A 26,858-nucleotide genomic window follows, 5' to 3' on the forward strand; every position below is an offset into this window, starting at 1 on the left:
ACATGACAATGAAAAAGTCATGATTAATATGAGCTTTTTTGCTGTTCATTTTTTTATATACTTTTCAGGTTCTTTATCAAATCTCTCTTTACAGGCTTTTCCGCAAAAACCATGTTGCTTTTCTTTATACAACCTTACAAAAGTTGTTCCTTTTTTTACTTTCATGCCACAAACAGGGTCTTTGCCGTCTTTCTCTAATGTTTTATTTTCTTTCTGCCCATTGCTTTTTGCAACAGGTTCCTGCGCATAAGTCAGATAGTAGAAAAAGTTAAAAGCGAACAAAACAAGGTAATTTTTCATTATTTTAAAGTTTTAGTTTGTATATCATTACAATTTGCACTGATTGAAGCATCATTGGGCGAATCACTCAGCCATTTGGTATCTGATTTTAAACATTCATTGAAATAAAGCACTTTATCATTGACTTTAAATGAAGCAATCAGAATATAGAAATGCGCTGAAAGTTCATCAAAATAATCTAATTGGTGTGCAAAAAAATTCTCTCCTTCAATAATGCGCCTGGCATCAATAAAGAGCTTCTGCTGATAATTCTCAAAGAATCCATTTGGTTCCGTATCTGTGATACGAATCCTGTTGAGCGTTTTAATAAAGGTTCTTGCCAAGTCTGCCACCTGCAAACTGTTTTTTATCTCAATTGCCGATTTAATAGCCAGATACAAATCAATGCTCTTATTGAATAATGCTCTTGTTGCTACATCCGTTATCCTGAAATTCCTCAGTTCCGCGTCAATATTTTTCCTCGGAATTTCATTGACAAGGGTACTTTCTGAAAATGATAAATTTTGTATAAAATTTTCATCATCAAGTGTTTTCAGAAAAGCAATAATCTTTTGTTGTTCATCGGTATTAAGGAAAATCCCAGCTTTGCCGTTGTTCTCAAGTTTAGCATCTAACGAAGGTGATTTTACAACTTTAGAGGAATAATGTTCCAGTACTTCCTCTAAGGTCGTAAATCTGCCATCGTGCATATACGGTGCCGAATAGGTCAGATTCCGAAGTGTTGGCACTTTAAATTTATATTTATCAGTTTCACGCTTTGTTATCTCAAAGCGACCTTTGTCATCATCACTCATGATTAATCCATTATTTCTGAATGAGAAATCAGTAAATAGCTCTCCCGAGTGACATGATGCACATTTTTGCTTAAATAAATTCAGCCCCTCTGATTCAGCCTCTGAAAACTTAACTCCTTCATTCCTGCTATAGTGGTCATACTTACTGTTAGCTGAAACCATTGTTATCATAAATTGCGAAAGAGCTTTTAACAGTCTTTCCGAATTGATTTCACCACTACCAAATGCTTTCTCAAACATGTCGGGGTAGAGTGTGGAGGTGCGAAGCTTTTCGAGTATGTTTTCAAAAGATTCATCCATTTCTGCCGGATTGGTAATTGGTGATACCGCAAAAGAATCCAGTTGAGTTACACTCCCATCCCAACCAAAACTACTCGACCACGCAAGATTGAACAATGGCATAGCATTTCGTTTGCTTAGCCTGTCATTAACACCATGGCTCAACATGTGGCCATGTTGTGTAAATCCGGCTGATTGCTGATGACAGCTACCACAACTGATGGTATTATAAGACGAAAGAAGCGCATCATAAAATAAGGTTTTACCCAAATCTACTCCTGCTTTAGTAATTGGATTACCTTCAAAATGATAACCGGGTCCAGGGAAATTGGAAGGCACGGAAAAAAGTGCAGGCTCCTGAATGCTCTTGATTGATAAAAAAGCAATTCCCATTGACACAACTCCTATTTTAATCCTAACTTTCATTTAGGTAAATTAACTATTACTTGGTTAAGATTTTTGTTTGTATTTCTTTACAATTTTTTACAACAAACAGATCCGTCGGAATATCACTTAGCCAATCCATTGCTGATTCCTGACATTGATTGAAATATAAAGTCTGCTCATAAGCTTTGAATGAGGCAATGAGAATATATAAATGATCTGACAAGTCCTTAAAATGATCCAGTTGATGGTCCGTAGATTGCTCACCTTCAAAAATATGTTCAGCATCAAAAAATAATTTGTCCTGATATTTTCTAAAAAACTCTTTCTGTGATACTTCTTGAATATTCATTTTAGCTAATACCTTCATCAGTTTTTTAGCTTCATTGCCGGCAACTTTGCTTTTGTTAGCCTGAATGGCAGATTTGATTTTCAGATATGACTCCACACATTGGTTCAACAATTCTCTTTGGGTTTTATCTGTAATTTTAAAATTCATCAAATCATCGTTAATATTCTTAGCAAGAATGGGATTAAGAAGAGAGCCTTCAGAAAAAATTGGATTTTTCACAAAATCCTCATCATCCAATGTTTTCAGAAATACCATGATTTTTTGTTTTTCATCTGGTGTCAACGCTATACCCAATCTGCCATCCTTATTCAACGCCTTATCAAGAAAATCTGTCTTTTCAACTTTTGAATCATAGTGTTCCAACACTTCTTCTAAGGTTGTAAATCTGCCATCGTGCATGTAAGGAGCGGTATAAGACAGATTCCTGAGACTGGGCACCTTGAATTTAAACTTGTCGTTTTCATTCTGATTAACCTCAAACTGTCCAAAGTCATTTTCAGTCAAATGTGTCAAACCATTATTCCGGAATGAAAAATCAGTAAATAGCTCGCCTGAGTGGCAGGAGGCGCACTTCTTTTTGAAAAGTTCCATGCCCTCCAGTTCTGTTTTGGTAAATTCTATACCTTCGTAGCGCATATAATGGTCATATCTGGAGTTGGCAGAGACCATTGTCAGCATAAATTGAGAAAGTGCCTTCAGAAACCTTTCTGTGTTGATTTCTTCCGTACCAAAGGCACTTTTAAATAAAGCAGGATATTGTGGCGAACTACGGAGTTTTTCAAGAACATTGGCCAAAGACTCATTCATTTCAACCGGATTGGTAATGGGCGAAACGGCAAAGAAATCCAGATCATGGACACCCCCATCCCAACCAAAACTGCCAGACCATGCAAGATTAAACAAAGGCATTGAATTGCGCTTTGTAAGCTGGTCATTTACTCCATGGCTCAAAACGTGCCCATGCTGTGTAAACCCGGCAGATTGTTGGTGACAGCTACCACAACTGACTGTATTATCTGATGAAATGATGGAATCATAAAACAAAGTCTTGCCCAATTCTACTCCTGCCCTGCTTAGTGGATTACTGTCGAAATGATAAGTTGGTCTGGGAAAATTAGTTGGAACAGAAAAGAGCTCAGGCCCGGTGATGCTTTTAAATGATAGAAAAGCAACTCCTGATAATAATAAAAATATTTTAGTCTCTTTTCTCATGCCTGTTTTAGTTCATTCCCAAAGCCTTTCTGTTTTTATCAATGTCGGTTGTTAGTTTATCTAAACCTGCAAACGAAAACATGGTTTTATAATTTTCTGCTATTTTAGCTGAAAAAGGTCCACCCATTACAGTTGGATTTTTTGCTATTTCAACATTGGTGTCGCCATTCAGCAACCTACTTGCATCGGTTTTAATGGTAATCACCGGAACAAACTTATTGTCTTTCACTCTTAAGGTTTCTCCGCCAAAATCAATTGTAGCATAGCGGATATTGTTGAGAGTCTTTTTATTTCCAATACCTCCGAACAAGCCAATATGGTACATAAAGATGTTATTTTTTGCAGTTGATTGAATACTTGTACCCTCCATTTTCACGAAGATATAGCCTGAATTCCAGGCCCAGTACATATCTTTTGCTTCACCTGCCACATCGAGGCACCCCTTACGTTGTCCTATTTCTGAGGCATTTCTGGCACTATCTATTCCAATCAAAAAACTGATAGCGGTAAATTTCCCTTTTGGTATATTGGCAAGCGTAATAGTTTTGCTACCTTTATTGCTTTCTCGAATCAGGAAATAGGATTGATCCTGTGGCATAACATAAGTTGACCCATCTTTTCTGATAAGTCTGATATTACTTATAAAATACTGAAACAGAGAAACCTTAAATTCGTCTCCATCTGCATTTTTGTATTTTTTATCGTTTAGTACCAAAGGCTCATTACCTATAACATGATCAAAATGAATGCTTATGGAGCCGGTCTTTTGCGCGTTTGCTAATGAAACGGCACATAGAAGGATAAAGATTATTTTCTTCATTGTTAAATGCCAAATTTTTTATTTTTCAAAAATTCTTCGTCAGTTAATGTTTTCAAAAAGGCAATCAATTTTGTTTTTTCGTCTTTATTAAGAGCAATCCCTAATCTCTGATTTGTCCTCAAAAGGCTGTCCAGCGTCTTCGACTCAACTATTCCATCTGAATAATGATTTAATACGGCATCAAGGCTGTAAAAACGGCCATCATGCATATAGGGAGCAGTCACCGCAATGTTTCTCAGGCTTGGTACTTTAAACTTGTAGCTATCATCTCCCGCTGCGGTAATGCGCTGTCTGCCTGTATCATTTTTGTTATAAACGGGCAGTCCGTTGTTCCGATAAGAGTGGTCAGTAAAAAGTTCGCCTGCATGACAGGAAGCACATTTCTGTTTAAAGATTTCCAGTCCTGCGAATTCATCAGTTGTCAATGTTCCTCCAGCTTCTTTTCTCACATACTTATCATACCGTGAATTAGCAGAAACCAGTGCGAGCATAAATTGCGAAAGCGCTTTCAGAAATCTTTCAGTCGTAACTTCCTTACTTCCATAAGCCTTTTGAAAAAGCGTGGTATATTTTTCCTGTTTCCGTAATTTTTCTAATACATTTCCCAATTTTTCATCCATTTCCACCGGATTTTCAATGGGAGCAATAGAAAACAAATCCAGATCAAATACCCCACCATCCCAGAAGAACTCTTTCTGAAAAGCCATGTTCTGAATCGGTGGAGCATTTCTGATACCTACCTTATTATCAATGCCATGACTTAAATCGTGTCCATGATGAGTGAATGCATACGCCTGATTGTGGCATTCAGCACAGGAAATTGTTCCATCCCTTGAAAGGTTCCCATCGAAAAAAAGTGCTTTCCCTAACTCAAAACCATTATTTGTAACTGGGTTTTTAGAGAAATCATACAAAGGTTTCGGAAAGTTAGCAGGAACAGTAAACAGTTCTTCTGGTTTAACTACCTGGGAATCGTCTTTCGAACAGGCGACTCCCAGATACATTAAGCTACTAACCACCAGAATAATAAATTTCGATTTCATCAGTCTTTTTCGTTGTGCACATGGTCTACAATGAAACTCTTGGCGTAATTCTGACCAATAAATATACCTGCATCAGGTGTATGAGTCATATAAGATTTAGCAATACTTATCTGATTTACTCCACTAAAAACCTTCTGGACATCATTAATAATATGAATCTGTGGAGATACATCTCCTCTTACCTGTGCTGAGATTGCCATAGGTAAAGTAATATTTTTCAGATTATTCGGAGTTTTTCCTGTCATACCACCAAAACCCCCAATGTGAAACTGGTACTCTGTCATATTCATCATATTCATTGGAATAGCACTCGATTTCCCTTCCATCTTAAAGAAAATATAGCCCGAATTCCAAGACCAGTACATATTATCATCTCCATAAGATGCCGGGTCTAAAACCCCAGTTCTTTGACTTACATCAGATATTGATTTCAAACTATCTACTCCAATCATGTATGAAACTTCATTATAATTGCCAGCCGGAACATTTTCCAGTTTAATCAACCATGAAGTAGGGTCTGAATGTTTTACCAGGAAATATTTATCATTAAACTTTACTACATCTCCATTCTCATTTTTTAAAGAAACATTAGAAACAAAATAATTCAGACGTGTAACGGTAAAATCTTCGTTGAGAGAGTTTTTTGCCGTAGTTGTCCCTAAAACAAGTTTCTGGTCGCCTATACGATTATCAAATTCAAGAATAACAGTGTTTTTATCATTCGGATTAATTTCATCATCTTTCTGACACGATACAGTAATTATAGAAATAAGAATTGCAATAAATAAATATGAGAAGTTTTTCATTATCTTAAATATATACGTAAGTATCTGAGGATATGAATGTACAGATCCCGGCAAATACATGTGTTTTGTTTGAAAAATTATAAAAATAGAAATTGGAAACCACAAAGAGTTTTGTGGCTAAAATAGCTAATTGCGTGTTCTAAGCGCAAGCTGGTGGGTGAAAAACAGAAGATGAAAAATCAATTGTATTGTTTTCGGTAAATGCGTAATTTCTTACAGAAGAATCCCTGATATCAACCATATTTGTAAAATCAAAATCATTCTGAATTTCAAATGTGTTGATTTCTAAAAGTCTATAAATAAAGTTCTGAAGTGCACTTTGTTCTTCTTTTTCGGTCTGTGCCTGAATTTTTTTTGCTAAAAAACATTTACCATCGCAATGCAATTCAGGCTTATTTTTATTAACGCAGTAATTCTTGATGATAAAATCTTTGCGAAGCTCATAATCCAGGCAAATAAAAGGCACAATGAAAGACTTCACTACTAATGCCAGTGAAAGAAAAACAAGTGCTATTTGCTTGAAGCGAAACATGGCTACAAATATAATAGATAAAGCATGATAAAAGTATATTTTAAAAAAACATGACTAATATCATCATTTCTAAAATCTTCTTATAAAACGAAAATCAATCGATTAATTGTAAGAGTGAACCGCTTATTTAAAACCGAAAGTATAACTTCCCCAATAGCTTTGCCAATCGGCTTCATCAGTTTTTCCATAAGGAATCATATGTACTGTGCTGACCATATATACTCCTTGAGGTTCAAAATTAAAGGATACTTTACCAGATTTATCAGTCCTCAGTTTTCTTACTACGTTTTTTTCTATTCCTTTTTGCCATACCAACACAAGAGCCTTATTTATTGGCTTATTATCAAACAGTACCTGAAATGTTAGTGATTGCTTTGCAGTATAAGGGTTTTGCTGAGGAATAAGTTCCAATCGCATCCTTGTATTTTGGCTATATACTTCATTATACTTTTTCCCAACCTGTATGAGAGTTTTGACGCAACGCTGGTACATTTCCCGGCCTTTTTTATTCAGGGCATTATGCGATTTCCTCCATGCCAATATGCCTTCCAGTCCTTCTTCTTTCAGATAATCATTAAATTTATCGGCTTCCAATTCTATGTGCTTATTAGTATTATTCAAGGCAATTAAAAGATTCCCTTCTTTTTCAAATCTCAGAAAATCGTTCAGTTGCTGCTCATTTAAGCTACCACTGGTATTTCGTTCTCCATCAGGTGTGTAATGTGTATATTTAGCTACTTTAAATTTTGTAAAGTCAATCTCTTCACCTGCAAACCCTTCCCCTACAAATATTTTCAACTGTAATTTTTCCCCGGCTTCCAAAATAAACCTACATGGTTCGAGCCAGAATTCATGCGCCATCATCAGCAGCGATGAAATAAAAACAATACTTAATGTACCAGTAATTTTCTTTATCCTAAGCGTAAAAGAATTAAAAAAGGATAGAATCAGGTAGTTTTATTCCTTTCAGACAAAATTACTCCATTTTATTAACATAGAAGTAAAATATTCGTTGCTTATTTGAGTTTTCATGATAGTCAAATGTTGTTTAAGAATTTATTCTGTCATTAATTGGCTTTAAGAATTCCAGGTTTTAAAAATTGACAGCTGAAAAACTACAATAATTCTTTGAGATGAGACTAACTTGCTACTTTTGTTTATTTTTAATCCTAATATCATGTGAAAAAAAATTTATACATATCAAACGAAGAAATAAATTTCCGGTTGCCTATGTAGTAAATGGAGGCAACAATAGTATTTCGGTAATTGACCTTAGAGCCTTGAATGTAAAAAAAACTTTCCAATTACCTGTAAAAGGACGTTTCCCCCATCATATTGCCTTATCGCCGGATAGAAAAAAATTAATAGTCGCTGTTCCTGAATTTGATTTTGTTCAGAGTCATGATTTATTACATCAATCTATGGGCAAAAAGGGAGGTGTTATTTCGCTGGATTCGGAAAATGGTAAAATTTTATTAAATTTATCTTTGCCCAAGCCGAATTTTAATGCGGTCTTTTCAAATGATAATGCTGAGATATGGTCCGCAGCAACGACGCACTCCGGACAAATGTATGTTTTCGATGCCAAAACAGGTACACAAAAAGCTGTTTTTTCTTTAGGAGCAGACCCAACCGAAATTATATTTTCTAAAAATGGATACCATGCATTTGTAGCGTTAGAAGAAAGTAGTTTCATTTTAGCAATAGATACTCAATTAAAACAAATAAAGAAGTATATTAAAGTTGACCCATTTCCTACGAATGTATGGACAGGAAATGACGGAAATATTTACGTAGAAAATAAAAACCTTAAGACAATAAGTATTGTCAACGAAACAACGCTTGAGACTTACGAGTTTTTAGACCTTAGTTTTAAACCAGGACAAATAGCTTTTAATAGATCGCTGAACGAGCTCTGGATATGTCAGGCAGGAGAGAATAAAGTTGCCTGTTTTGAACGAAAGAATAATACCTGGGTTTTAAAAACTGCTATAACTACTGGAAAAGAAACATGTGCCATAAAGTTTTCCAAAGATGGTAAAACCGCTTATATAGTCAATCAAGGAGAAAACACAATATCTGTTATAAATGTAACTAAGCATCAAAAAATAGCTGATATTCAAGTTGGTAAATCACCAAATGGAATTGTATTGAGCGAATAAAACAGTTTAATTTTTACTTTGGTTAAAACTAAACAATATTAAGCTTCAAATACGAATGTCATTTGCTGCGTAAAAAAAGTACTGAATGATGTTTAAAATTTCTTAATAAAAGCATTTAGAAGACTATTTAGAAGTGTTCAGCAATATTACTTCATTTTTATTTATGAACTAATAAAACCCTATGCGTCACTTCTTAAGTTTTTTAAATTTCTGGGGTGCATTAAAGTTTGTGTCAAGAGTAGTGTATTAAAATGCTAAAAGCCTTGATAATCAAGGCTTTTCGAACTCAGTAGCGGGGAGCAGGATCGAACTGCCGACCTTAGGGTTATGAATCCTACCCGATTTGGATTGATATGGTGTTTAATGGTTTTGATTACCCTTACTATCAGTTACTTACAAAAAAATAAAACCAAGAAACATCATAAAAAACTTTGATTTGTTGTACCTATGTTGTACCCGTTTTTATTATCTTTGCTGTGAAGCATCCAATAAGATAATAATTCCCTATGGCATCATCCGTAAAAATTGTTCTCCGTAAGAAGAAAATCAGCGATGGCACTTACCCCCTAGCAATTCGCATTACAGTAGATCGAAAAACTACTTTCTTTCATTTGGGCTATAACTTAAAAGAAGTAGATTGGGATGTTGCCAATCAAAAAGTAAGAAAATCTCATCCTAATTCTGTTCGTCTAAATAATTTGATTCTTCAAAAGAAAGCTGAAGCAAGTGATAGTTTAATCTCCTTACAAGGAAATAAGGAAAGAGTAACCTTAGGGGCTGTGCGGAAAGAGGTTTCGCCATCCAAACAGGAAACCTCTTTCTTTGCCCAAGCGGCTATTTTTATCGATAACATGCAAAAGGCTGGGAAGTACAATCGTATCAAAACTGACCAGACACGAATTAATCATTTTAAAGAGTTTCTAGGTAACCAAGATATTGCTTTTGCCGACATAAACGTCTTGCTTTTAAAACGCTTCCAGGCCTACCTGAAATCCACAAGAAATATATCCGAAAGGACAATTGTCAATCACCTCCTGATTATTCGTACTATTTATAACCAGGCCATCAAAAGCGGCCTGATTGATAGCAAGAACTATCCATTCGGGAAAGGCAAGGTCGCTATTAAATTCCCAGACTCTGTAAAGATGGGTCTTGTACCAGAGGAAGTTAAAACTATTGAGACATTGGAACTGCCAACCAATAGTTATCTTAACCATGCTCGGAATATTTGGCTTTTTTCATTCTACTTCGCAGGGGTTCGTATTTCAGATGTTCTGAGGATGAAATGGTCTGACCTTCAAAATGACCGATTATTTTATGCGATGGGTAAAAACCTCAAAGCAGGGTCTCTCAAAGTACCTGACAAGGCTTTGAAGATTATTGACCAGTATCGCCAAGAAGAACGAAAAAATGACCTGATATTCCCTGAACTGAAAGTCTTAGACAGTTTAGATGATACTTATAATGTCCAACGTAAAATATCTTATGCCGTTAAAAGGCTAAATAAGGCTCTTACCGAAATTGCGAAACTGGCAGAACTTTCTAAACCTCTAACTCTCCATATCTCACGTCATACTTTTGGCAATATATCAGGAGAAAAAATACCTATCCAAATGCTCCAAAAGCTTTACCGTCATTCCAATATTACAACAACTATCGGATATCAGGCGAATTTTATAAATAAGACTGCTGACGATGCATTGGATGCAGTGATTGGAGACTAGATAGAATATCATTAATTGTCTGATACTATTTTCTCACGGTAGAATTTTAATTCTAATTCGACTTTTTCTTTTTCTATAGTTATTTTTTCAATTTCTAATTTAAGTTTCTCAATCTGCAATTGTAGTTTTTCATTTTCATGTTGCAGTTCGCGCGCATCATTGTTATTAGTATTTTGTACATTTTCTGAATTAACCCCAAATATTGGTCCAGAACACTGGTCGAAAATGTATTGTATTCTTTCACCAAAACTTCTAATAAAGTCAACTGTTACATTGAGTATTTCAGCAATTCTCACGAGCCTTTCCTTTGAAACATTTGATGTTCCACGTTCTAAATTACCATAAGCTAAAATGCTCATATTTAACATCTCTGCCATATTTTCTTGTGATAGGCCTTTTAAAACTCTAATACTCCTAATTTTCTCTCCTGTGTGCATGACATTTATAAAATATATAGTGATACTATACTAAATCTATATTGACAAACAAATGTAATAAAATAAAACCTTTTATCTTGGTGCTAAATCAAAACTTTCGGATCCAATCTTTTACCCTACGGTATCCCCAATTCATGGAAATTCGGATAAACCTTGATTATATCCTGTTCGGTAATTTCTAAGAGAGCAAGATATCTAAAGAATACTTCCTGAATGCTCTGATCTGTCCATTTGTCCAGTTTATCATCATTCGTTGTAGGTATTTGCCATTGATTAAACAAAGTCGCCAGTTCTTTGTAACCAATAGGCTTTTCACAAAAATATCTGGTTCGGGCAATCCTATCACCAATCATAATAACGTAATGATTAGCCATCCACTGTTTCATATACAAAGGAGTTGGATAGCACCCGGAATTATAGAGCGTATTCTGTATGTTCATATAGCCCCCCTCGATGGTGTCAGGGAGTTGGAAAGCCATAAGTGGATGGCTGCCCAAATCTTTGCCCATCCGGGCTGAACATACATTTGGGCCTCCCCGACAAATCGAGGAGTGAGTTGACGATCACAAACCGCCACTTAAAAGGTTTCCACACCCTAAAGCCCTGAAAGGCTTCTCAGGTATCTTACAATTCTGTATATAAAAGGCAAGTTGCCTGCCACATTTAACAAATTGATAGCTTTTTATTGTATCCTTATGATTGACCCCTGATCCTAAGGCCATTTTCATGCTTTTGCGAAAAATCCACTTCCTGTTATCCGTTGCCCTATTAAGTGGCTGTCTCCCGGATGAGGGCGATGTTTCCGCCCGGTACAATGCTATTAATCAACGGGCGCATATTGAAAATATGGCCGGAAGTCTGGCAACCTCTGCTCAAAATCTGTCCGGCTATCTGGTCGCTTCCCAAATGAAACGCAAAACCCCTTTGCAGGATGATGGTAAAATCCTCTCTGATAAGCCCACAGATTTTACTGTTCAGAACAATCCTAAACCTGTTCCACCCACGGGCATTCATGTCAGTTCCTGTGGGAAATATGGAGCAATTGCCTACTTCACGCAAACACCTGCCGGAGTTGCCAGCCTGAAACAACAGGGAAATACAATGGCGGCTTCTTTAGCTCTTAAATTTGGAAATGATGCTGTCGGCATGAAAAACGCTAATAATGTTCAATTACCTAAAAAGGGAATAGAATTGGGTTGTGCTGCTGGAGATGATATTGTGGAGGGTTCACCCATCTTTGTAGCAGGTTTTCTCGCACCTGACGGCTTGGGTGGCTTGCCTGATCCAAAGAAAACTACCCAGCCGACTTTCAAAAGGGATATAACGCTACCTTGTCCCACCGGAACTGATGGAGTAATCAAACGTGAACAAATCTGCCAACTCAAATTTGCTGATAATGAAACCACCAAAGAAACAGGCACTATCAAGATTGGCAATGTAACCAATGAAATTCAACGACTGAATAAATCCTGGGAATGTACGCCTAATTTGGCAACGACATTGCCCCCTGCTACTTCACAGGAAATCAACACGTATTGTCGTGATCCCAGCCAGGACATCGCCAAACCCGCCGATGATGTAATCGAACTGCAAGTTTCCAGTTTAAAGCAGGAACTGGAAAACAATGGGCCGGGGTATTATACTTTCTTCTGCCGAAAAAATAAGGATGGCTCCAATACCTGTGATGCTGAACCCTATAATCCTGAACCCAAAACTTATCTCAAGTGTGATCAGGATACGCCACCCCCACGATTTACCATTAATCCTTATTCACCCATGCAGTTAAACGCTAATGGTGATCTAATCGGCAACGCCACAGAAAACAGAGATTGCGGGAAGGGCTGGTATGGAAAACTGACAGCCCGGTATCTGACCAGACGTTGCCAGTTGATAAAAGTCGTTGATGGAGTCAGTCAGGTAGTGTCCACCCCTCAAACCATCTACCGGGTGGGTTATGCCGCCGCTCAATGCGAACGGGATCTGAATACAACTGTCGTTTGTCCGGCCATTGCCGGGTCTAACCCTAATAATCGACTTCCCATTGTCCGCCATGTCACTATGAACATTCCAGTCGCTCTGGAATGGAGCATGAGCAAGCCTTCACCTAATGCCTGGGACACGAGCAGAATGTCAACCAATGACAGTCGCCTGGAAATCTGGCAGACGGCCGATGAGAGAGGCTATGTTGTACCTGATATTTCAGCAGCGACTCTGGATGCCGCACCCAATGACCTGATTTGGTCAGAGCTTCTGGTAGATGCCATGCGCAAACGCAATCCTGCTTCTGTTTCTGATCCGATTATCTCCTGTAATAACGCTGGTGATCCTTGTGGGACTGGTGGAAACAGTAATGGTATTGAGATTTGGGTGGATACAGGTGCGCTACAAAATGGTAATTATGGTGGAGCTATTCAAAGCCTTCCCAGATTATATTGTTCAACAGTGCCGGATAATGAAGAAGACGCAAATCCTGTTTGTAATCCGATAATGGGTCGTAATCAGCCTATGTGCGCAGGGGAATGTACACGGAAGTTGGGTGCTTCTGACATAGATGTCAGAGGACAATATTTTGAAGAATTACTTACAGATTATTTAAGTAAAGTCGATCATCCTCTGCCACCGGATAACTCCATCACAAGGTTGAATCCTTCAACTTCATTACCTTTATTCAATGACCCTACCGTATTATGTGAGTTGGCTTCATCACAGGCAAAGCGCCTGATCATCTTTGGCATTTTTGATGAGACACAGGATTTTGACAAGCCTGCTGGATGCCCGGCATTAGGTGGTGAAGCCTATAATTCTGTTAGAGACATGATGGATGCCGCGGTCGATAAATACAGATCAGGCGGAGGCGATTTACTGATTTTCGCCAACCATATTACTTTAGGTAATGAGGGCAAGCCAGTATATCATCTTTTAAATCCAAACGATCTGACAGACGGAGGATTGGTCAGTACAACCTTAGCAAACTGGCTGATAAGCCCAATCCCAAAACCAAATCCATGTGCCAATGTTAATTAATGCACTTTACAAAGGCGATACAGACTGCGAGGTTGCATTTACATCCAGGCGGTTCATGCTTGAATAGATGGCTGTACTCTTTGTGCTGGCACAGTTGTCAAGATATTTTTTATAAACTTCATCATTGGCAAATCGGGAACCCATAATACGAATGCCAGAGGCTTCTTTCACAAAGACGTTGATTTGCTTGATAACCTTGACTACTTTTCTCTTATTTTCTTCGTCTGTTTCTGTGATAGTTTTGAAGTAGCCGCCTTTATCAGCAGGCTCATAAGAGAGAATGGGTTCATCGATTTTTTGTGAACGGACGTAATATTCGCCATTTTTAACAGAGTTAGTGCCTACGCCCATATTCTCTCTGTTATATTTTACATTAAACTTGATGTTATCATAACCTGACACACCTGTAGAAACCTTGTCGCTATTCTTGCTGTTTACACGTGAACCAAGTCCATAATACACATTACCGGCATCGTCTGAGATACCGTTGTCTGTGAAGGCAGAATTTCCTATATCTGCGATAATGTCTAATTTAGAGGCAACGCTGTCAATTTTATATTCGGCTGGCTTCGTTCCGCCACCGGAGGGATTAATCGGGTCACCTTTATCACATGAGGCAAGACCGAATGTCATTGCACCGAATAATGTAACTAAGCCCTGACGAAAACTAAACTGTGCCATCACGTTCCTCCCTGTGTTGACCCGTAGAGTATAGCAGAAAATATCCTCCTTCTCAAAAGATTTTGAAATTAGTTGCACAAGGTATATCATGACGGTATTAAGTGTTTGTTTTGAAACAAATTAATATTCATTAAATTAAACCACTGATTTACAGCTATTTCTCCTTTGACCTTCTGAGCATGGATTCCGGCCTGTGGAGTGATTCGCTTTACCCTGCAATTTAGGAACTTATACCTTTGCTGCTTTTCGGAGCCGATATAGAAAATGTATAGTCAGCACTATATATTTTGTATAGTGATCACGCCGATACAGATCATCCTGGCTTGTTCATGTTTGACCGTACTTAATCAACACACTTTTTGAAATCTATGCGCATTGATTGAACTATCATTTCTCCTGTCAATTATTACAGGAGAGAATATGCACCTTTTGACTGAAAAACAGCTTCAAGAACTAACGAAAAACGGCTTGCCTAAAAACCGGAGCAAAGACCATTTTCCAGTCGCTAAACTATTTACTCCTGATGCGGGGGCAACGTGGCTCTTAACAGAGCTGGACAATGAAGACCCGACTATTGCATTTGGTCTTTATGATTTAGGCCTTGGTTTCCCTGAACTCGGATATGTCTCTCTGGAAGAATTAAAAGAGGCTCGCGGCCCATTAGGATTACCTATTGAGCAAGATAAGTATTTTGAAGCGGAGTTCCCATTAAGCGTTTATGCCGAAGCAGCACGAAAGATGCGGCAATTTACAGAGAATACTAGTCTATTGGAACAATTAGCCCATTCACTGAAAATTAAAAGGAAGCCAAAGCCTTTATAGAATGAGGGTTCTTATTATTCCCAAGTCTTCTCAAATTATTCTACAGGAGTTAACCCATTCTCAAAACATATTTTATTTCTAAAGACAAGCGTTTTTCTCTCTTGTATGGAGATTCAATGGCTGTTTTGCCACTAATAAATACTGAATTTGACATGGTGTTTGCTGATCCGCCTTATTTTCTTTCAAATGATGGTCATTCCATCCACAATGGGCAAATTGTATCCGTCAACAAAGGTAAATGGGATAAGCTGACTGACTTTGATTCTGTCTATGCGTTTAATAAACAATGGATTGCTCTTGTCCGTAAGAAGATCAAAGTCAATGCCGCCCTTTGGATAAGCGGAACCATTCACAATATCTTTTCCATTGGTCAGGCATTAACTGAATTGGATTTCAGGATTTTGAACATCATCTTCTGGAAGAAAAGCAATCCACCGCCTAAAGTTCAAAACCAAGATGTCCGTAAACATTATATAGAAGGCTGGCTATAAAGAAAACCACCAGATGATAATCATGCAGGGGAATGACAAATAATAATAAAACAAAAATACCTAATTCAACAATTGCCTCCAACGGATGAAAAGCATACGCAGCCAAAGGACTTGGGTTAGTAGATTTATGATGCATCAATCGGTGCATCCAATAAAAATAAGTATCATGAATTATCATCATTAAAATGAAAGCGAAATAAAAATAAGATTTACTATACTGGTTAATTTCAGAATAATAATAGGTATGAGGTCTTATAGCGTCATTCAGCAACATAATCACAGGTGGAAGTGTAAATATCATAATCGATAGAATAGAAAACCTCTCTCTGGTAGTCTTTTAATGCCGGAAATCTGAGTTGTATTTTCCTAAACGAAATACGTTTTTTAAGCAAAATATAGAAAACAAGAAATGCAATACCGGCAATGATACTATAATTTCGGACATTTTCAATTAATATATAGATAAATAAAATGTAGTGGGCTTGCGATTAAACAATATAAAGAAGATGCGTTAGTAACTGAATTGGATAATGGTTTTAATAAAGTTCGTTGTATCAGGGAAGATCATATAACACCCTTCAAGACAATACAGAATTTTCTTTTTTGTAGTTTTAAAAGTCAAAATAGTTAAACACAATGAAAAAACTTTTACTACCGCTAAGCATTTCATACTTATCTCATTTACAATTGCAGATTAAAAGTCTAAAACTTATAACTATATCCGACTCTAATGACCTGTGTTTCGTAGTAGTCCTTACTTACATATCTGAATCCATCACCGAAAATCTCTTTCTTCACAACCATCATGTTCAGCAAATCAGTGGCATTCAAAAATATTTCCCCTCTGGCAATAGTCTTTTTTATACCTGCGTCTATAGAAAAACGTGCGCCAATTTTACCCTGGGGAATTATATCTGGTGCCAGATATATGGCTACAAACTGAGCATCTATCTTTTTAGGTAAGTGTATCGAGCCGCTTAATTTTACATTACCTGATACTACTTCTTGCTTCTCTGCCGAAAACGTATGCGGCGTAGGATATTTGTTTTGAACTGAGAAAGCATCAATAATATTCTTATAAATATTAGTATTTAGATTAAAGGTGACGAAATGACCTACTTCTTGCGAAAGCAATAATTCAATTCCTGTATTATAACTACGTTTGGCATTCTGGAAGATAGCGTAAATCAGATTACTACCAGATACAGTACTGGAAATACGAGTAATAGTGCCATCAGCAATACGATGATAAAACGCCGAATATAAGTAGCCTTTTGACCAACCTGTTTTGTAACCCAATTCTAACGAATTGGTAAATTGTGGACCAAGGGCAGGATTCCCGATTTTAATAATTTCTGCATCATCATATTTCGGGAAAATACGGATATCTACCTCATTCGGTCGGTCAACCCGACGGTTGTAGAAAAAGGATAGCTTATTCTTGTCATTGATTTTATAAGCCAGACGCACATTCGGGAAAGGTTGCGTATAATTGTAACCATCACTTTTGTAGGTGTTATGATTGGGATTTACTTCATAACGGACGCCTACATACTCAAGACGTAGCCCGGCTTCTACTTCATATTTCAGATTTTCAAATACATAAGTTCCATAAAGTGCAGGAATGATTTCTTTGTAAGTAGCAGCTCCTCCGGCGTTGACATCCAATGGTGAATTAAGACCAGGAATAAACAGCATATTGGTTGGAATTACTCTGTGTCTGAACTTTAATCCGGTTTCAAAACGTCCATATTTTAATGGACGAATATAATCAACATTCAAATCACCTACGTGTTCGTCTGAAATCAGTTTGAAGGCATCCAGACCTGCATAGGTAAGCATGATATTCGTAAAGAAATATTTCTCATCTTCGCGATGGAATGTATAATTAAAGCCGATATTTAGTAGGTGACCTGCTTCCTTGAATTTGTGCTGATAAGCTGTCGATGCCATTACCGTTGTTTTCAACTCATCTTCCAGAAACTGCCATAGGCGGCGTCTTTCGGTCAAATCGGCATTGAAAAAGGGTTCATCACCATTATCCAGTATCTTTTCACTACTGAAGAAACCTGAAACCGTTAAGAGGTTGCTATTATTAATGTTCCAGTCGATACCTGCTTTCGCTGTTGGCAGGCTCGTGCGACGGTTACGTTTGGTTTGTTGCCTTACTATGTCCCCATCGTTATAGAATCGGTCAACGAACTCATTTTTATTCAAGGTTTTAGTATATAGATAATCTCCCTGAAAAAAAGCATTGATTTTATTCCGGCGATAATTGAGCGAGAGAGAAGGGTTGATTTTAGGTGTTGCCTGATAATGGGAACGAATAGAAGGCAGATTCTCCTGTTTTACCCATAAAGCACCCAATCCTCCAGCTAATCCTGCTTTGCCGTTAAAACCTTCCTGCTTATTGGCTTTATAAATAATATTGATGATTCCGGCATTTCCGTTAGCATCGTAACGGGCAGAAGGATTATTGATAATTTCGATTTTCTCAATGGCAGAAGCAGGAATATTATCTAAGCTTGTCTGACTGCCAAAGCCTGTCAGTGCAGTTTGCTTGCCATCCATTAGTACAGTTATCTTATCACTGCCCCGTAATTGTACCTTGCCATCCTGAATAGTTACACCGAGCAGGTTCTGCATGGCTTGTAGCACTGAACCGCCGCTCTGACTGATATTATCAGCTAAAGTAAAGGTCTTTTTATCCATTTTATTGCTGACTTCATCTTGCCTGGCAGTTACGGTTACTTCGCTTAGGAGTTCTATTTTTTCGACCAGGTCAATTGTGGCGACATCCAAAAAAGTGCTCAAATTGCCTACAAACAGCGGTTGCTTTTTGGTAGAATAACCTGTAAAGGAAAATTCCAGCAAATAATTCCCCGGTTTGATATTGCTTAGGGTAAATCGGCCCTCCTCATTTGTAATAGTTCCACTGATAAAACTACTGTCCTTTTCATTTTTCAGTACCACATTTACATAGGGCAACGCCTCTTTTTTGCTTTGATCTTTTACATTACCTGAAATACTTACACCTGAAATTTGCGCAAGACTACTCAATGGAATCAGGAAAAGTAATAAAAATAGATTCTTCATTATATGTGTTGTAATTTTTGAATAATGCTCTTAATTGTGCACGATAATAACACACAAATTAGCAACTCCATTTTGTAGAAATTTTGAATTTATTGGAAAGTGATAGAAAAATGATGTTGATTATTGGTGAAAGTATAATTGATTGTCCAGTTATACCGATTACAGATTTCTTTAACAATTGACAGGCCCAAACCGTTATTAGGTGACTGGGATGAGGCTGATATAAAGCGTTTAAATAATGTATCTTTATTCAATGAGTTTGTGGCTGAATTATAGATGCTGAACACAGGCGCCTGATAGTTAATGCCAATCATCCCATTCTCAATGTTATGTTTGATCGCATTGACCAGCAAATTGGTAAGCATAATTTCCAAAAGGTGTTTGTTCCCATTAATCATAATGGTTTCTTTGATGAGATTTTCAATGCTGACTTGCTTATTAGCTGCATAATCTGAAAGAATCTCTATATTTTCATTTAGTACCTTATTCAGATGAATAATTTGCTCGTCTGAATATTGATGGTTTTCAATTTTAGCCAGTAATAAAAGGTTTTTATTGATACGTGATACTCTTGCCAGTGGAGTATTCAAAGTTGTAATTAACTCCAACTGCTTTTTATTTAGATTTTTGTCTTGTAGCAATAAATCTATCTTTGATTTTAATAGAGCTAATGGTGTTTGCAGCTCGTGTGAGGCGTTTTCAGTAAATTGCTTTTGCTGATTATAGACTGCAATGTTATTGTCTATCAGTTTTGTAAGCACCTGGTTTAGCTCTTCAAATTCTTCAATATCTGAAACAGCTAATTTTATGGGCTTCTGGCTATTCAAGTCAAAACTCTTAAGCTGATTCAATGTATTTTTAAAGGGCCGCCATATCTGCGTGGAAATTTTTCTATTGAGTAGAATAAATCCGATTACCAGTAAACTAAAAAACAAAATTGTGACGACTGCTATGGCAATCACAGTTTCGTGGGTTTCTTCTACATTCGTTTCAACCAATAAATGGTAGGGTTTGCCCTGAATGTAAAAATAGGTAGAACGCCCTCTGAAACGTTCTCCAACCTCATTCGCATATTTATTCGGCCTAATGACTTCATAAACACTATCTTTCTTTACTTCAAATGGTTGAACCTGCCTGATTTTTACCCCCGGCTGAATCTGACTCCAGACATTGATGGCCTCGGTTATTTGGTTACTACTAAGATTATTTTTTTTAAACCCATCTTTTATATGCCCTTCAACCGTTTTATTGTGAACATCAAGTTCATTTAACCATATCGTATCGACTACCCAATAGTAAGCCGGAATGCTCAGAATCAGTATTATCAGGGCATAAAGTGTAAAAGCGCGTAAGGGCTTGTTTAATAACTTACTCATAATTCCCATTTGTAACCAGAGCCGTATATGGTTTTCAAATAATTTCCACATCCCGCATCTGCAAGTTTTTTCTTTAGATTTTTAATATGTGCATAAATAAAATCATGGTTATCAAGCATATCAGCTATATCACCAGAAAGGTATTCTGCCAATGCACTTTTGGATACCACCCGATTTTTGTTGCCAATAAAAAACAGTAAAAGGTCAAATTCTTTACGTGTTAGCGTTACAACCTCGTCATTGACTTTTACTGTCTTTGCTAATACGTCAATCTGCAATTCCTTCTGTTCAATAATGTTAGTATTATTGAATTGCTTGCGACGTATCAATGAATAGATACGGGCAGATAATTCAGGTAAATGAAAAGGTTTTGCAAGGTAATCATCCGCCCCTAATTTTAAGCCACTTACTTTATCTTCAATGGCATTTTTAGCCGAAATAATAATGATACCATCTTGTCTATTTTGTTCCTTAATTGCTTGAAGGAGTTGTAATCCATTGCCACCCGGTAGCATAAGGTCGAGTAATATGCAGTCATAGTGGTACAGATTTATTTTTTCGAGGGCTTGGGTATAAGTTGCCGCAAATTCGCAAAGATAGTTTTCTGTCTCCAGGTAATCGGCAATGTTTTGTGCCAGTTCTTTTTCGTCTTCTATAACCAGTATCTTCATACTGACAAAAGTATTAATTCAATTCTGAATTAATTTGGAATAGAGAAAATATCAAGTAGATAAACATTTTATTAGTACCCAAATTAAATAATGAAAAACGACCAGAATGTGATTAACTTTGGTTAGAAAGGTCTGTACTCCTACTTACTATTGTAGACAAATATTTCTTTCAAGTCCCAGAAAATAAATAAATTTAAAAGAAGATTCAGAGCCTGTTTGTATTCTTTTTTCCAATACTTGATTCTGCATGAAGGGCTTCATTCTACACTATTTTAGTGTTGTTTAGTGTCTACAATATGCTGTTAACAAATAGATAAACCCTTATATAATTTTCCAAACAATTTATATAATTATCAGCCCCGTTCATTTGAAAATAGTGTTCTAACGTAATCTTGGCCGTTTTTTGCCAAAACCACCTTACATCCTATTATAACAGTCTGGTTTCTGGAATACTTTTTTCGTGATTTTGAAAAAAAAGATTGCCATGAAAATACATTCTATTATCGTCACGTCATTACTTACAATGAATGCCCTGACAGGCTTTGCTCAACACCATCAACACGAGCACCAAAAAACTGATACAATTAATACAGGACATCATGAGATGATTAAACATGATTCCTCTATGAGACACATGCCTCCTATGAGTCATGCCTTTTCTCTCAATCTTCCCATGAACCGTAATGGTTCAGGCACGGCGTGGCTACCAGATGCAGTCCCTATATATGGTGCTATGATACATAGCCGGAAATGGATGTATATGTTGCATTGGAATATAGCACCCAGATATACCATACAAAATATTGGCAAGGAAAACGTGAGAAGAGGAAAAGCATTTAGCGCACCTAACTGGTTGATGTTTATGGGACAAAGGAAATTAGGAGAAAAAGGCTTATTACGATTTAATACCATGTTATCTGCCGACCGTATAACTGAAAGTGGAGCTGGCTATCCACTTTTATTTCAAACGGGTGAAAGCTGGCAAGGACGGCCTTTAGTAGATTCGCAACATCCACACGACCTTTTTTCAGAGCTTTCTATCGGATACACATATGCTTTCTCAAAGAAATCAGATTTATCATTTTATTTAGCCTATCCTGGAGAACCCGCTTTAGGTTCAGTAGCATTTATGCATCGTCCGTCTGCTTTAGCTAATCCTGATGCACCCCTTAGCCACCATTGGAATGATGGAACACATATTACATTTGGTGTAGCAACCATCGGCTATCGGTTCAATAATCTAAAATTTGAAGCATCCTCTTTTACGGGTAGAGAACCTGATGAAAATCGCTATAATTTTGATAAGCCCCGTTTTGATTCTTATAGTGGACGTATATCTTATAATCCAACCAGTAACTGGTCATTTCAGGTTTCTCAGGGATGGATAAAAAGTCCGGAACTATTGCATGCTGACGAAGATGTAACTCGCACAACTGCTTCTGCTATCTACGCCAAAAATTTTGGTAAAGAGAAGTTCTTGACAATCACTACACTTTGGGGAATCAATCAACAAAAAGAAAGCAAGAGTGAAAATGCAGTATTAATTGAGGCGAGTCTGAGACACCAGAAATTAGCCCTTTATACACGCTATGAATGGACTCAGAAATCGGTCAAGGAATTGGATTTAAATGAAATAGATTTTAGCACGAATACTTTATTTCCTATCAATGCTTTTACGCTTGGTTTTAACTATGACCTGTTTTCATTTAAAAAAATTCGCTTTGCCTCAGGAAGCCAATTTACTCTATATTATGCTGATAAGCGACTAAATGAATTATACGGCAAAAACCCTGTTTCTGGACAAGTCTTTCTAAGAATATATCCATCCCTTATGAAAATGAACATTTAATTTTAATCAAAACAATTTTAACTATGAAAATTTTATTCAAAATCCTGACAGTGTGTATTGTCTTAATTGCAAGTAGTTCTTGCAAAAAAGATAATGATTTGATTGAAGTACAACAACATGATGATAACCAGATGATGGGGATAATGCATGAAATGATGAACAAAATGGATCAAATGATGATGACGAAAGATCCAGATGTTGATTTTGCTATGATGATGAAAGTGCATCACCAAGGTGCAATTGAAATGGCTAAGTTTGAGCTTCAAGATGGGAGTGATAATCAGATAAAAGACTTGGCACAAAATTTAATTGCCGAACAAGAAAATGAGATTAAGGAATTAGAAAACTTCTTATCTAAAAATAACCCGAAAGCCAATAACCCTGAATTTACCAGTAAAATGATGGAAATAATGGATAAGATGGATAGGAATGCAGACTTGCAGATTATAAATGGGAAAGTTGATGAAGATTTTTCTACATTAATGATTGGACATCACCAAAGTGCCATAGAAATGGCAAATCTTGAAGTACTGAATGGAACAGATGGTCAGTTGAAAATACTGGCTGCAAGTATTGTTAAAGCTCAGCAAAAGGAAATCAAAGACTTTCAAGTATGGCTTTTAAACAATCGCAATTAATTCAGATAACTAATCTTATTATAATAAAAAGACATCAAACAGAAATTATTATGGCACATCAAAAATTTCAAGACTGCATTCAGGCCTGTAACGCCTGTGCAACTATTTGTAGCCACTGTGCTACAGAATGTTTAAAGGAAGAACATCTGCATCACTTGACAAAATGCATTCAACTCGATTTGGAATGTGCAGCAATATGCCGCTCAGCAGTAGAACTAATGAGTTTGGAGAGCGAATTTTCTGCTGATCTTTGTAAAATTTGCTCTAAGATATGCAAAGCCTGCGCTGAAGAATGTGAGAAACATGCAAAAATGGGTATGGAACATTGCCGTGAATGTGCAGAAGCATGTTATAAATGTGCAACTATTTGTGAAGAAATGGCGTTAGCTGTGTAACCTCTGATTTGCAAAAATCTATAATATTGGAATAGAGTGCCTTGCTAAAAGGTACTCTATTGTCCTTCTTAATAGTTATTCTTATAGCTTTAATTCAAGTAGAGAAAATTTACACATATAAGGTATTAGGGGTATATAGGAATAGACGTATCTGAAAATTATATAAAAGATAAAGAACAAAGTATAACCTTATTTTTAGGAAATGTTTGACATTTGTACTTTATTTCAACGAAGTGAAAAAAAGACTTACACAAATATTTTGTTTACTGATGGCATTCCAGGTGCTTTTTGCCAGCATGGGGTTTACCGTGATAGAACATTTGTGTAAGGTTAAAGGAAAAAAAACTTTTATAGTTTCTACACCGAAAAAATGTTGTTCTGATAAAAAAAGAGCAACAAGTTCTTTAAAGCTTCAGCATTTCAAGAAAACAAAATGCTGCGAAGAGCATACGACTGTTCACAAAGTCATTACGGATTCTTCGAATGGATACAATCCGGAGTTACAAACTCCTGCTTTTTTCTGGTTAGATAAACCAGTTTCAAATTTTACATTAAGTTCATGGGAAAATGAATCTGTTTCGTTTAGGATTCCTCATTTCTATGATGCTGCACCACCCCTATCAGGGAAAAATCTGCTTATACGTATCCGGACTTTTTTGATTTGATATAGAAAATTCATTTTCAACCATGCTCGTATCACGGTTGGCAATATAGTTTTTAATCAAAATCAAAATATCATGTCGGCTAATTTTAAAAACATCTTTATAGGGTTTTTTATCCTTATATCCTATAGTTCATTTTCACAAACCTTGAAGGGTATTGTTTTAGAGAAAAAAGCGGATGGCAAAGTTGAACCAGTTATTGGTGCAGTCGTTCGTTGGAAGAACTCCAAACTTGGTACATCTGCTGATATTGAGGGCAAATTTAATCTGTCTAAGACTGTCGATAATCGTCACCTTATTATTAGTTCAGTAGGATTTAAAACTGATACTTTAATAGTCCAATCGGAAGAATTTCTTACTATTCATCTGCAACCTGAATCATCAACGCTTCAAGAAGTCACAGTTAAAAGTGAGGCTACTGTTATTGATCGGTTAAATCCGATTCAAACAGAAATCATAACCACAAAAGCTCTTGCCAAAGCAGCCTGCTGCAACTTGTCTGAAAGTTTTGAAACAAATGCAAGCGTTTCCGTTAGTTATTCCGATGCAGTCACAGGATCCAAACAAATTCAACTATTAGGTTTAAGCGGAAATTACGTGCAGACCAATTCTGAGAATATACCCAATATTCGTGGTCTAAACACTACTTTCGGACTTAATTATATTCCAGGCACCTGGATAAGTTCAATTGATGTAGGCAAAGGCGCGGGGTCAGTGGTAAGTGGCTATGAGTCTATGACAGGACAAATTAATATTGAACTGCAAAAACCTGAACTTGCCGATAAACTCTATCTCAATACTTATCTAAATTCTTTTGGACGAGGAGAAGTTAATCTCAATCTGGCAAAAAAAATCAATAAAAAACTTTCTGTCGGCTTACTAAGTCATGTCTCTACGCTTCAAAACAGAATTGATAGAAACGGTGATAATTTTTTAGATATACCGCTTTACAATCAGTATAATGTTATTAATCGCTGGAAGTATCAAACTGACAATTATATGGTGCAATTTGGTATTAAAGGATTATATGAAGACCGCTTGGGTGGGCAAAATAATTTTCAGCCTGAACAGAGAGGTTCATCATTAGTCTATGGTTTTGGAAGCCAAACCAAGCGAATTGAGTTTTTTAGTAAAACAGCCCGTTTTTATCAGAGTAAGCCTTACAAAGGATTAGGCTTGATTTTAAATGGAGCAGTTCACGATAACCAATCATTCTTCGGGCTTCGTAATTATACTGGTGTTCAGAAAACTCTGTATGCGAACCTGATATATCAGAATATCTTTGGTAATACAAACCATCAATACAAAGCTGGCCTGAGTTATTTATTAGATGATTACAATGAAACTCTTTCAGGTATTAACCCCCGTAACCGCCAAGAGTCTGTACCGGGTGCTTTCTTTGAATATACTTATACTTTACCGGAAAAATTGACAATTGTTGCAGGCGGTAGAGTAGATATACACAATCTCTATGGCACAAGATTTACCCCAAGACTTCACGCAAAGTATGACATTAGTAAAGATATTCATTTAAGGGTAAGTGCTGGCAAAGGGTGGCGAGTGGCAAACCCATTAGCAGAAAATTATGGTCTTTTGGTAAGCAGTCGTTTTGTTGAATTTGAAAATACGCTTAGACCTGAAGAATCCTGGAACTATGGTATAAGTCTAAGTAACGAGTTTCACGTATTTGGTAATAAAACGTCTCTTATTATAGATGCGTATCGTACTGACTTTCAAAATCAGGTTATTGTAGATATGGAATCGGCTGGTTTACTTCGGTTCTATAATTTACAAGGACGTTCTTATTCCAATAGTTTTCAAGCCGAACTTAACTATGTTCCTGCAAAGCGATTCGATTTAAAAATAGCCTATCGCTTGTTTGATGTAAAAAATGATTTCCTTCAAACAGATCGAAGCCTGTTATTAAAGTCCAAACAATTCTTAAACCGGGATAGGGTTTTATTTAATATAGGTTATGCCTTACCCTACGATAAATGGAAATTTGATTTGACATGGCAATGGAATGGAGCAAGAAGAATCCCCGCAATGCCACAGCATATAGAAAGCTATTTCAAAGCATCTGCTACTGCACCGGGATATTCAAATATCAATGCACAAATTACCCGGACTTTCTTAAAATGGGATGTCTACTTAGGGGGCGAGAACCTGAACAATTTTACACAAGCCAATCCGATCATAGCTTCTGATGATCCTTTCGGAAGACATTTTGATGCAGGTATGACATGGGGGCCAGTCATTGGCAGAATGGTCTATATTGGTATGCGTTACAAAATCAAGTAAAAATCGA

Annotated in this window: 24 protein-coding genes and 1 pseudogene; 10 read left to right on the forward strand and 15 right to left on the reverse strand. The window is 36.8% G+C overall.

Features of this window, described 5'->3' with window-relative positions; genetic code table 11:
• Nucleotides 1-45: 45 nt before the first annotated feature.
• The 8 genes from H1R81_RS23610 to H1R81_RS23645 form a co-directional block, all read right to left on the reverse strand.
• Nucleotides 46-300: a YHS domain-containing protein gene (locus H1R81_RS23610; protein WP_181843211.1), complete on the reverse strand. Its 255-nt coding sequence runs from the start codon at nt 298-300 to the stop codon at nt 46-48.
• On the reverse strand, nt 300-1,799 hold the full coding sequence (locus H1R81_RS23615) for a cytochrome-c peroxidase (protein WP_181843212.1): 1,500 nt from the start codon (nt 1,797-1,799) through the stop codon (nt 300-302). Before H1R81_RS23615 ends, H1R81_RS23610 begins: the two co-directional genes overlap by 1 nt.
• A 16-nt stretch (nt 1,800-1,815) precedes the next feature.
• The gene (locus tag H1R81_RS23620) at nt 1,816-3,321 is read right to left on the reverse strand and encodes a cytochrome c peroxidase (protein WP_181843213.1); all 1,506 of its coding nucleotides are present in this window, start codon (nt 3,319-3,321) and stop codon (nt 1,816-1,818) included.
• A gap of 7 nt (nt 3,322-3,328) precedes the next feature.
• Nucleotides 3,329-4,141, reverse strand: coding sequence for an MbnP family protein (locus H1R81_RS23625; RefSeq protein ID WP_181843214.1), 813 nt, complete (start codon nt 4,139-4,141; stop codon nt 3,329-3,331).
• A gap of 2 nt (nt 4,142-4,143) precedes the next feature.
• Nucleotides 4,144-5,184 (reverse strand): cytochrome-c peroxidase, encoded by a 1,041-nt coding sequence (locus H1R81_RS23630; RefSeq protein WP_181843215.1) that lies wholly within the window; start codon nt 5,182-5,184, stop codon nt 4,144-4,146.
• Nucleotides 5,184-5,990, reverse strand: coding sequence for an MbnP family protein (locus H1R81_RS23635; protein ID WP_181843216.1), 807 nt, complete (start codon nt 5,988-5,990; stop codon nt 5,184-5,186). Before H1R81_RS23635 ends, H1R81_RS23630 begins: the two co-directional genes overlap by 1 nt.
• A 139-nt stretch (nt 5,991-6,129) precedes the next feature.
• Nucleotides 6,130-6,522 carry a hypothetical protein gene (locus H1R81_RS23640; protein WP_181843217.1) on the reverse strand — a complete coding sequence of 131 codons (393 nt, stop codon included), beginning with the start codon at nt 6,520-6,522 and terminating at the stop codon, nt 6,130-6,132.
• Nucleotides 6,523-6,645: 123 nt separating this feature from the next.
• Nucleotides 6,646-7,386, reverse strand: a complete 741-nt coding sequence (locus H1R81_RS23645; RefSeq protein ID WP_181843218.1) for a DUF4198 domain-containing protein — start codon at nt 7,384-7,386, stop codon at nt 6,646-6,648.
• A 269-nt stretch (nt 7,387-7,655) separates the two neighbouring features.
• On the opposite strand from H1R81_RS23645, the gene H1R81_RS23650 reads away from it, so the two are divergent.
• On the forward strand, nt 7,656-8,684 hold the full coding sequence (locus H1R81_RS23650) for a YncE family protein (RefSeq protein WP_181843219.1): 1,029 nt from the start codon (nt 7,656-7,658) through the stop codon (nt 8,682-8,684).
• Between the two features lie 506 nt (nt 8,685-9,190).
• A complete protein-coding gene (locus H1R81_RS23655; RefSeq protein WP_181843220.1) occupies nt 9,191-10,408 on the forward strand; it encodes a site-specific integrase in 1,218 nt (405 codons plus the stop codon).
• Nucleotides 10,409-10,419: 11 nt separating this feature from the next.
• Here the strand turns inward: H1R81_RS23655 and H1R81_RS23660 are convergent, their stop codons facing one another.
• Entirely contained in the window at nt 10,420-10,845 is a 426-nt protein-coding gene (locus H1R81_RS23660; protein ID WP_181843221.1) for a helix-turn-helix domain-containing protein, read from the reverse strand.
• 116 nt (nt 10,846-10,961) lie between these two features.
• Nucleotides 10,962-11,324 (reverse strand): hypothetical protein, encoded by a 363-nt coding sequence (locus H1R81_RS23665; protein WP_181843222.1) that lies wholly within the window; start codon nt 11,322-11,324, stop codon nt 10,962-10,964.
• A gap of 247 nt (nt 11,325-11,571) precedes the next feature.
• Here H1R81_RS23665 and H1R81_RS23670 point away from each other — a divergent pair, with 247 nt between their 5' ends.
• Complete coding sequence (locus H1R81_RS23670; RefSeq protein WP_181843223.1) at nt 11,572-13,869, forward strand: hypothetical protein; 2,298 nt, start codon at nt 11,572-11,574, stop codon at nt 13,867-13,869.
• A gap of 6 nt (nt 13,870-13,875) precedes the next feature.
• On the opposite strand, the gene H1R81_RS23675 is transcribed toward H1R81_RS23670, so the two are convergent.
• Nucleotides 13,876-14,640: a hypothetical protein gene (locus tag H1R81_RS23675; RefSeq protein ID WP_181843224.1), complete on the reverse strand. Its 765-nt coding sequence runs from the start codon at nt 14,638-14,640 to the stop codon at nt 13,876-13,878.
• A gap of 330 nt (nt 14,641-14,970) precedes the next feature.
• Here H1R81_RS23675 and H1R81_RS23680 point away from each other — a divergent pair.
• Together H1R81_RS23680 and H1R81_RS23685 are read left to right on the forward strand one after the other, a co-directional pair.
• Nucleotides 14,971-15,285 (forward strand): annotated as a pseudogene (locus H1R81_RS23680) (DUF2958 domain-containing protein); the annotation flags it as partial.
• Nucleotides 15,286-15,488: 203 nt separating this feature from the next.
• Nucleotides 15,489-15,863, forward strand: a complete 375-nt coding sequence (locus tag H1R81_RS23685; protein WP_220275297.1) for a DNA methyltransferase — start codon at nt 15,489-15,491, stop codon at nt 15,861-15,863.
• Here the strand turns inward: H1R81_RS23685 and H1R81_RS23690 are convergent.
• The 4 genes from H1R81_RS23690 to H1R81_RS23705 form a co-directional block, all read right to left on the reverse strand.
• Complete coding sequence (locus H1R81_RS23690; RefSeq protein ID WP_181843225.1) at nt 15,811-16,164, reverse strand: sterol desaturase family protein; 354 nt, start codon at nt 16,162-16,164, stop codon at nt 15,811-15,813. The genes H1R81_RS23685 and H1R81_RS23690 overlap by 53 nt on opposite strands.
• A gap of 401 nt (nt 16,165-16,565) precedes the next feature.
• Complete coding sequence (locus tag H1R81_RS23695; protein ID WP_181843226.1) at nt 16,566-18,959, reverse strand: TonB-dependent receptor domain-containing protein; 2,394 nt, start codon at nt 18,957-18,959, stop codon at nt 16,566-16,568.
• An 89-nt stretch (nt 18,960-19,048) separates the two neighbouring features.
• Complete coding sequence (locus H1R81_RS23700) at nt 19,049-20,335, reverse strand: HAMP domain-containing sensor histidine kinase (RefSeq protein ID WP_181843227.1); 1,287 nt, start codon at nt 20,333-20,335, stop codon at nt 19,049-19,051.
• Nucleotides 20,332-21,006 (reverse strand): response regulator transcription factor, encoded by a 675-nt coding sequence (locus H1R81_RS23705; RefSeq protein WP_181843228.1) that lies wholly within the window; start codon nt 21,004-21,006, stop codon nt 20,332-20,334. The genes H1R81_RS23700 and H1R81_RS23705 overlap by 4 nt, the downstream gene beginning before the upstream one ends.
• Nucleotides 21,007-21,490: 484 nt before the next feature.
• Here H1R81_RS23705 and H1R81_RS23710 point away from each other — a divergent pair, with 484 nt between their 5' ends.
• The 5 genes from H1R81_RS23710 to H1R81_RS23730 all read left to right on the forward strand — a co-directional run bounded on the left by H1R81_RS23710 (nt 21,491) and on the right by H1R81_RS23730 (nt 26,851).
• Nucleotides 21,491-22,855 (forward strand): hypothetical protein, encoded by a 1,365-nt coding sequence (locus tag H1R81_RS23710; protein WP_181843229.1) that lies wholly within the window; start codon nt 21,491-21,493, stop codon nt 22,853-22,855.
• Between the two features lie 23 nt (nt 22,856-22,878).
• Nucleotides 22,879-23,493 (forward strand): DUF305 domain-containing protein, encoded by a 615-nt coding sequence (locus H1R81_RS23715; RefSeq protein ID WP_181843230.1) that lies wholly within the window; start codon nt 22,879-22,881, stop codon nt 23,491-23,493.
• Complete coding sequence (locus H1R81_RS23720; protein WP_229251206.1) at nt 23,469-23,888, forward strand: four-helix bundle copper-binding protein; 420 nt, start codon at nt 23,469-23,471, stop codon at nt 23,886-23,888. Before H1R81_RS23715 ends, H1R81_RS23720 begins: the two co-directional genes overlap by 25 nt.
• Nucleotides 23,889-24,121: 233 nt before the next feature.
• Nucleotides 24,122-24,553, forward strand: coding sequence for an HYC_CC_PP family protein (locus tag H1R81_RS23725; protein ID WP_181843231.1), 432 nt, complete (start codon nt 24,122-24,124; stop codon nt 24,551-24,553).
• A 72-nt stretch (nt 24,554-24,625) separates the two neighbouring features.
• On the forward strand, nt 24,626-26,851 hold the full coding sequence (locus H1R81_RS23730; protein ID WP_181843232.1) for a TonB-dependent siderophore receptor: 2,226 nt from the start codon (nt 24,626-24,628) through the stop codon (nt 26,849-26,851).
• The last annotated feature ends 7 nt before the right edge of the window (nt 26,852-26,858 follow it).

The sequence above is a fragment of the Emticicia sp. BO119 genome, assembly GCF_013912375.1.
Classification (GTDB): domain Bacteria; phylum Bacteroidota; class Bacteroidia; order Cytophagales; family Spirosomataceae; genus Emticicia.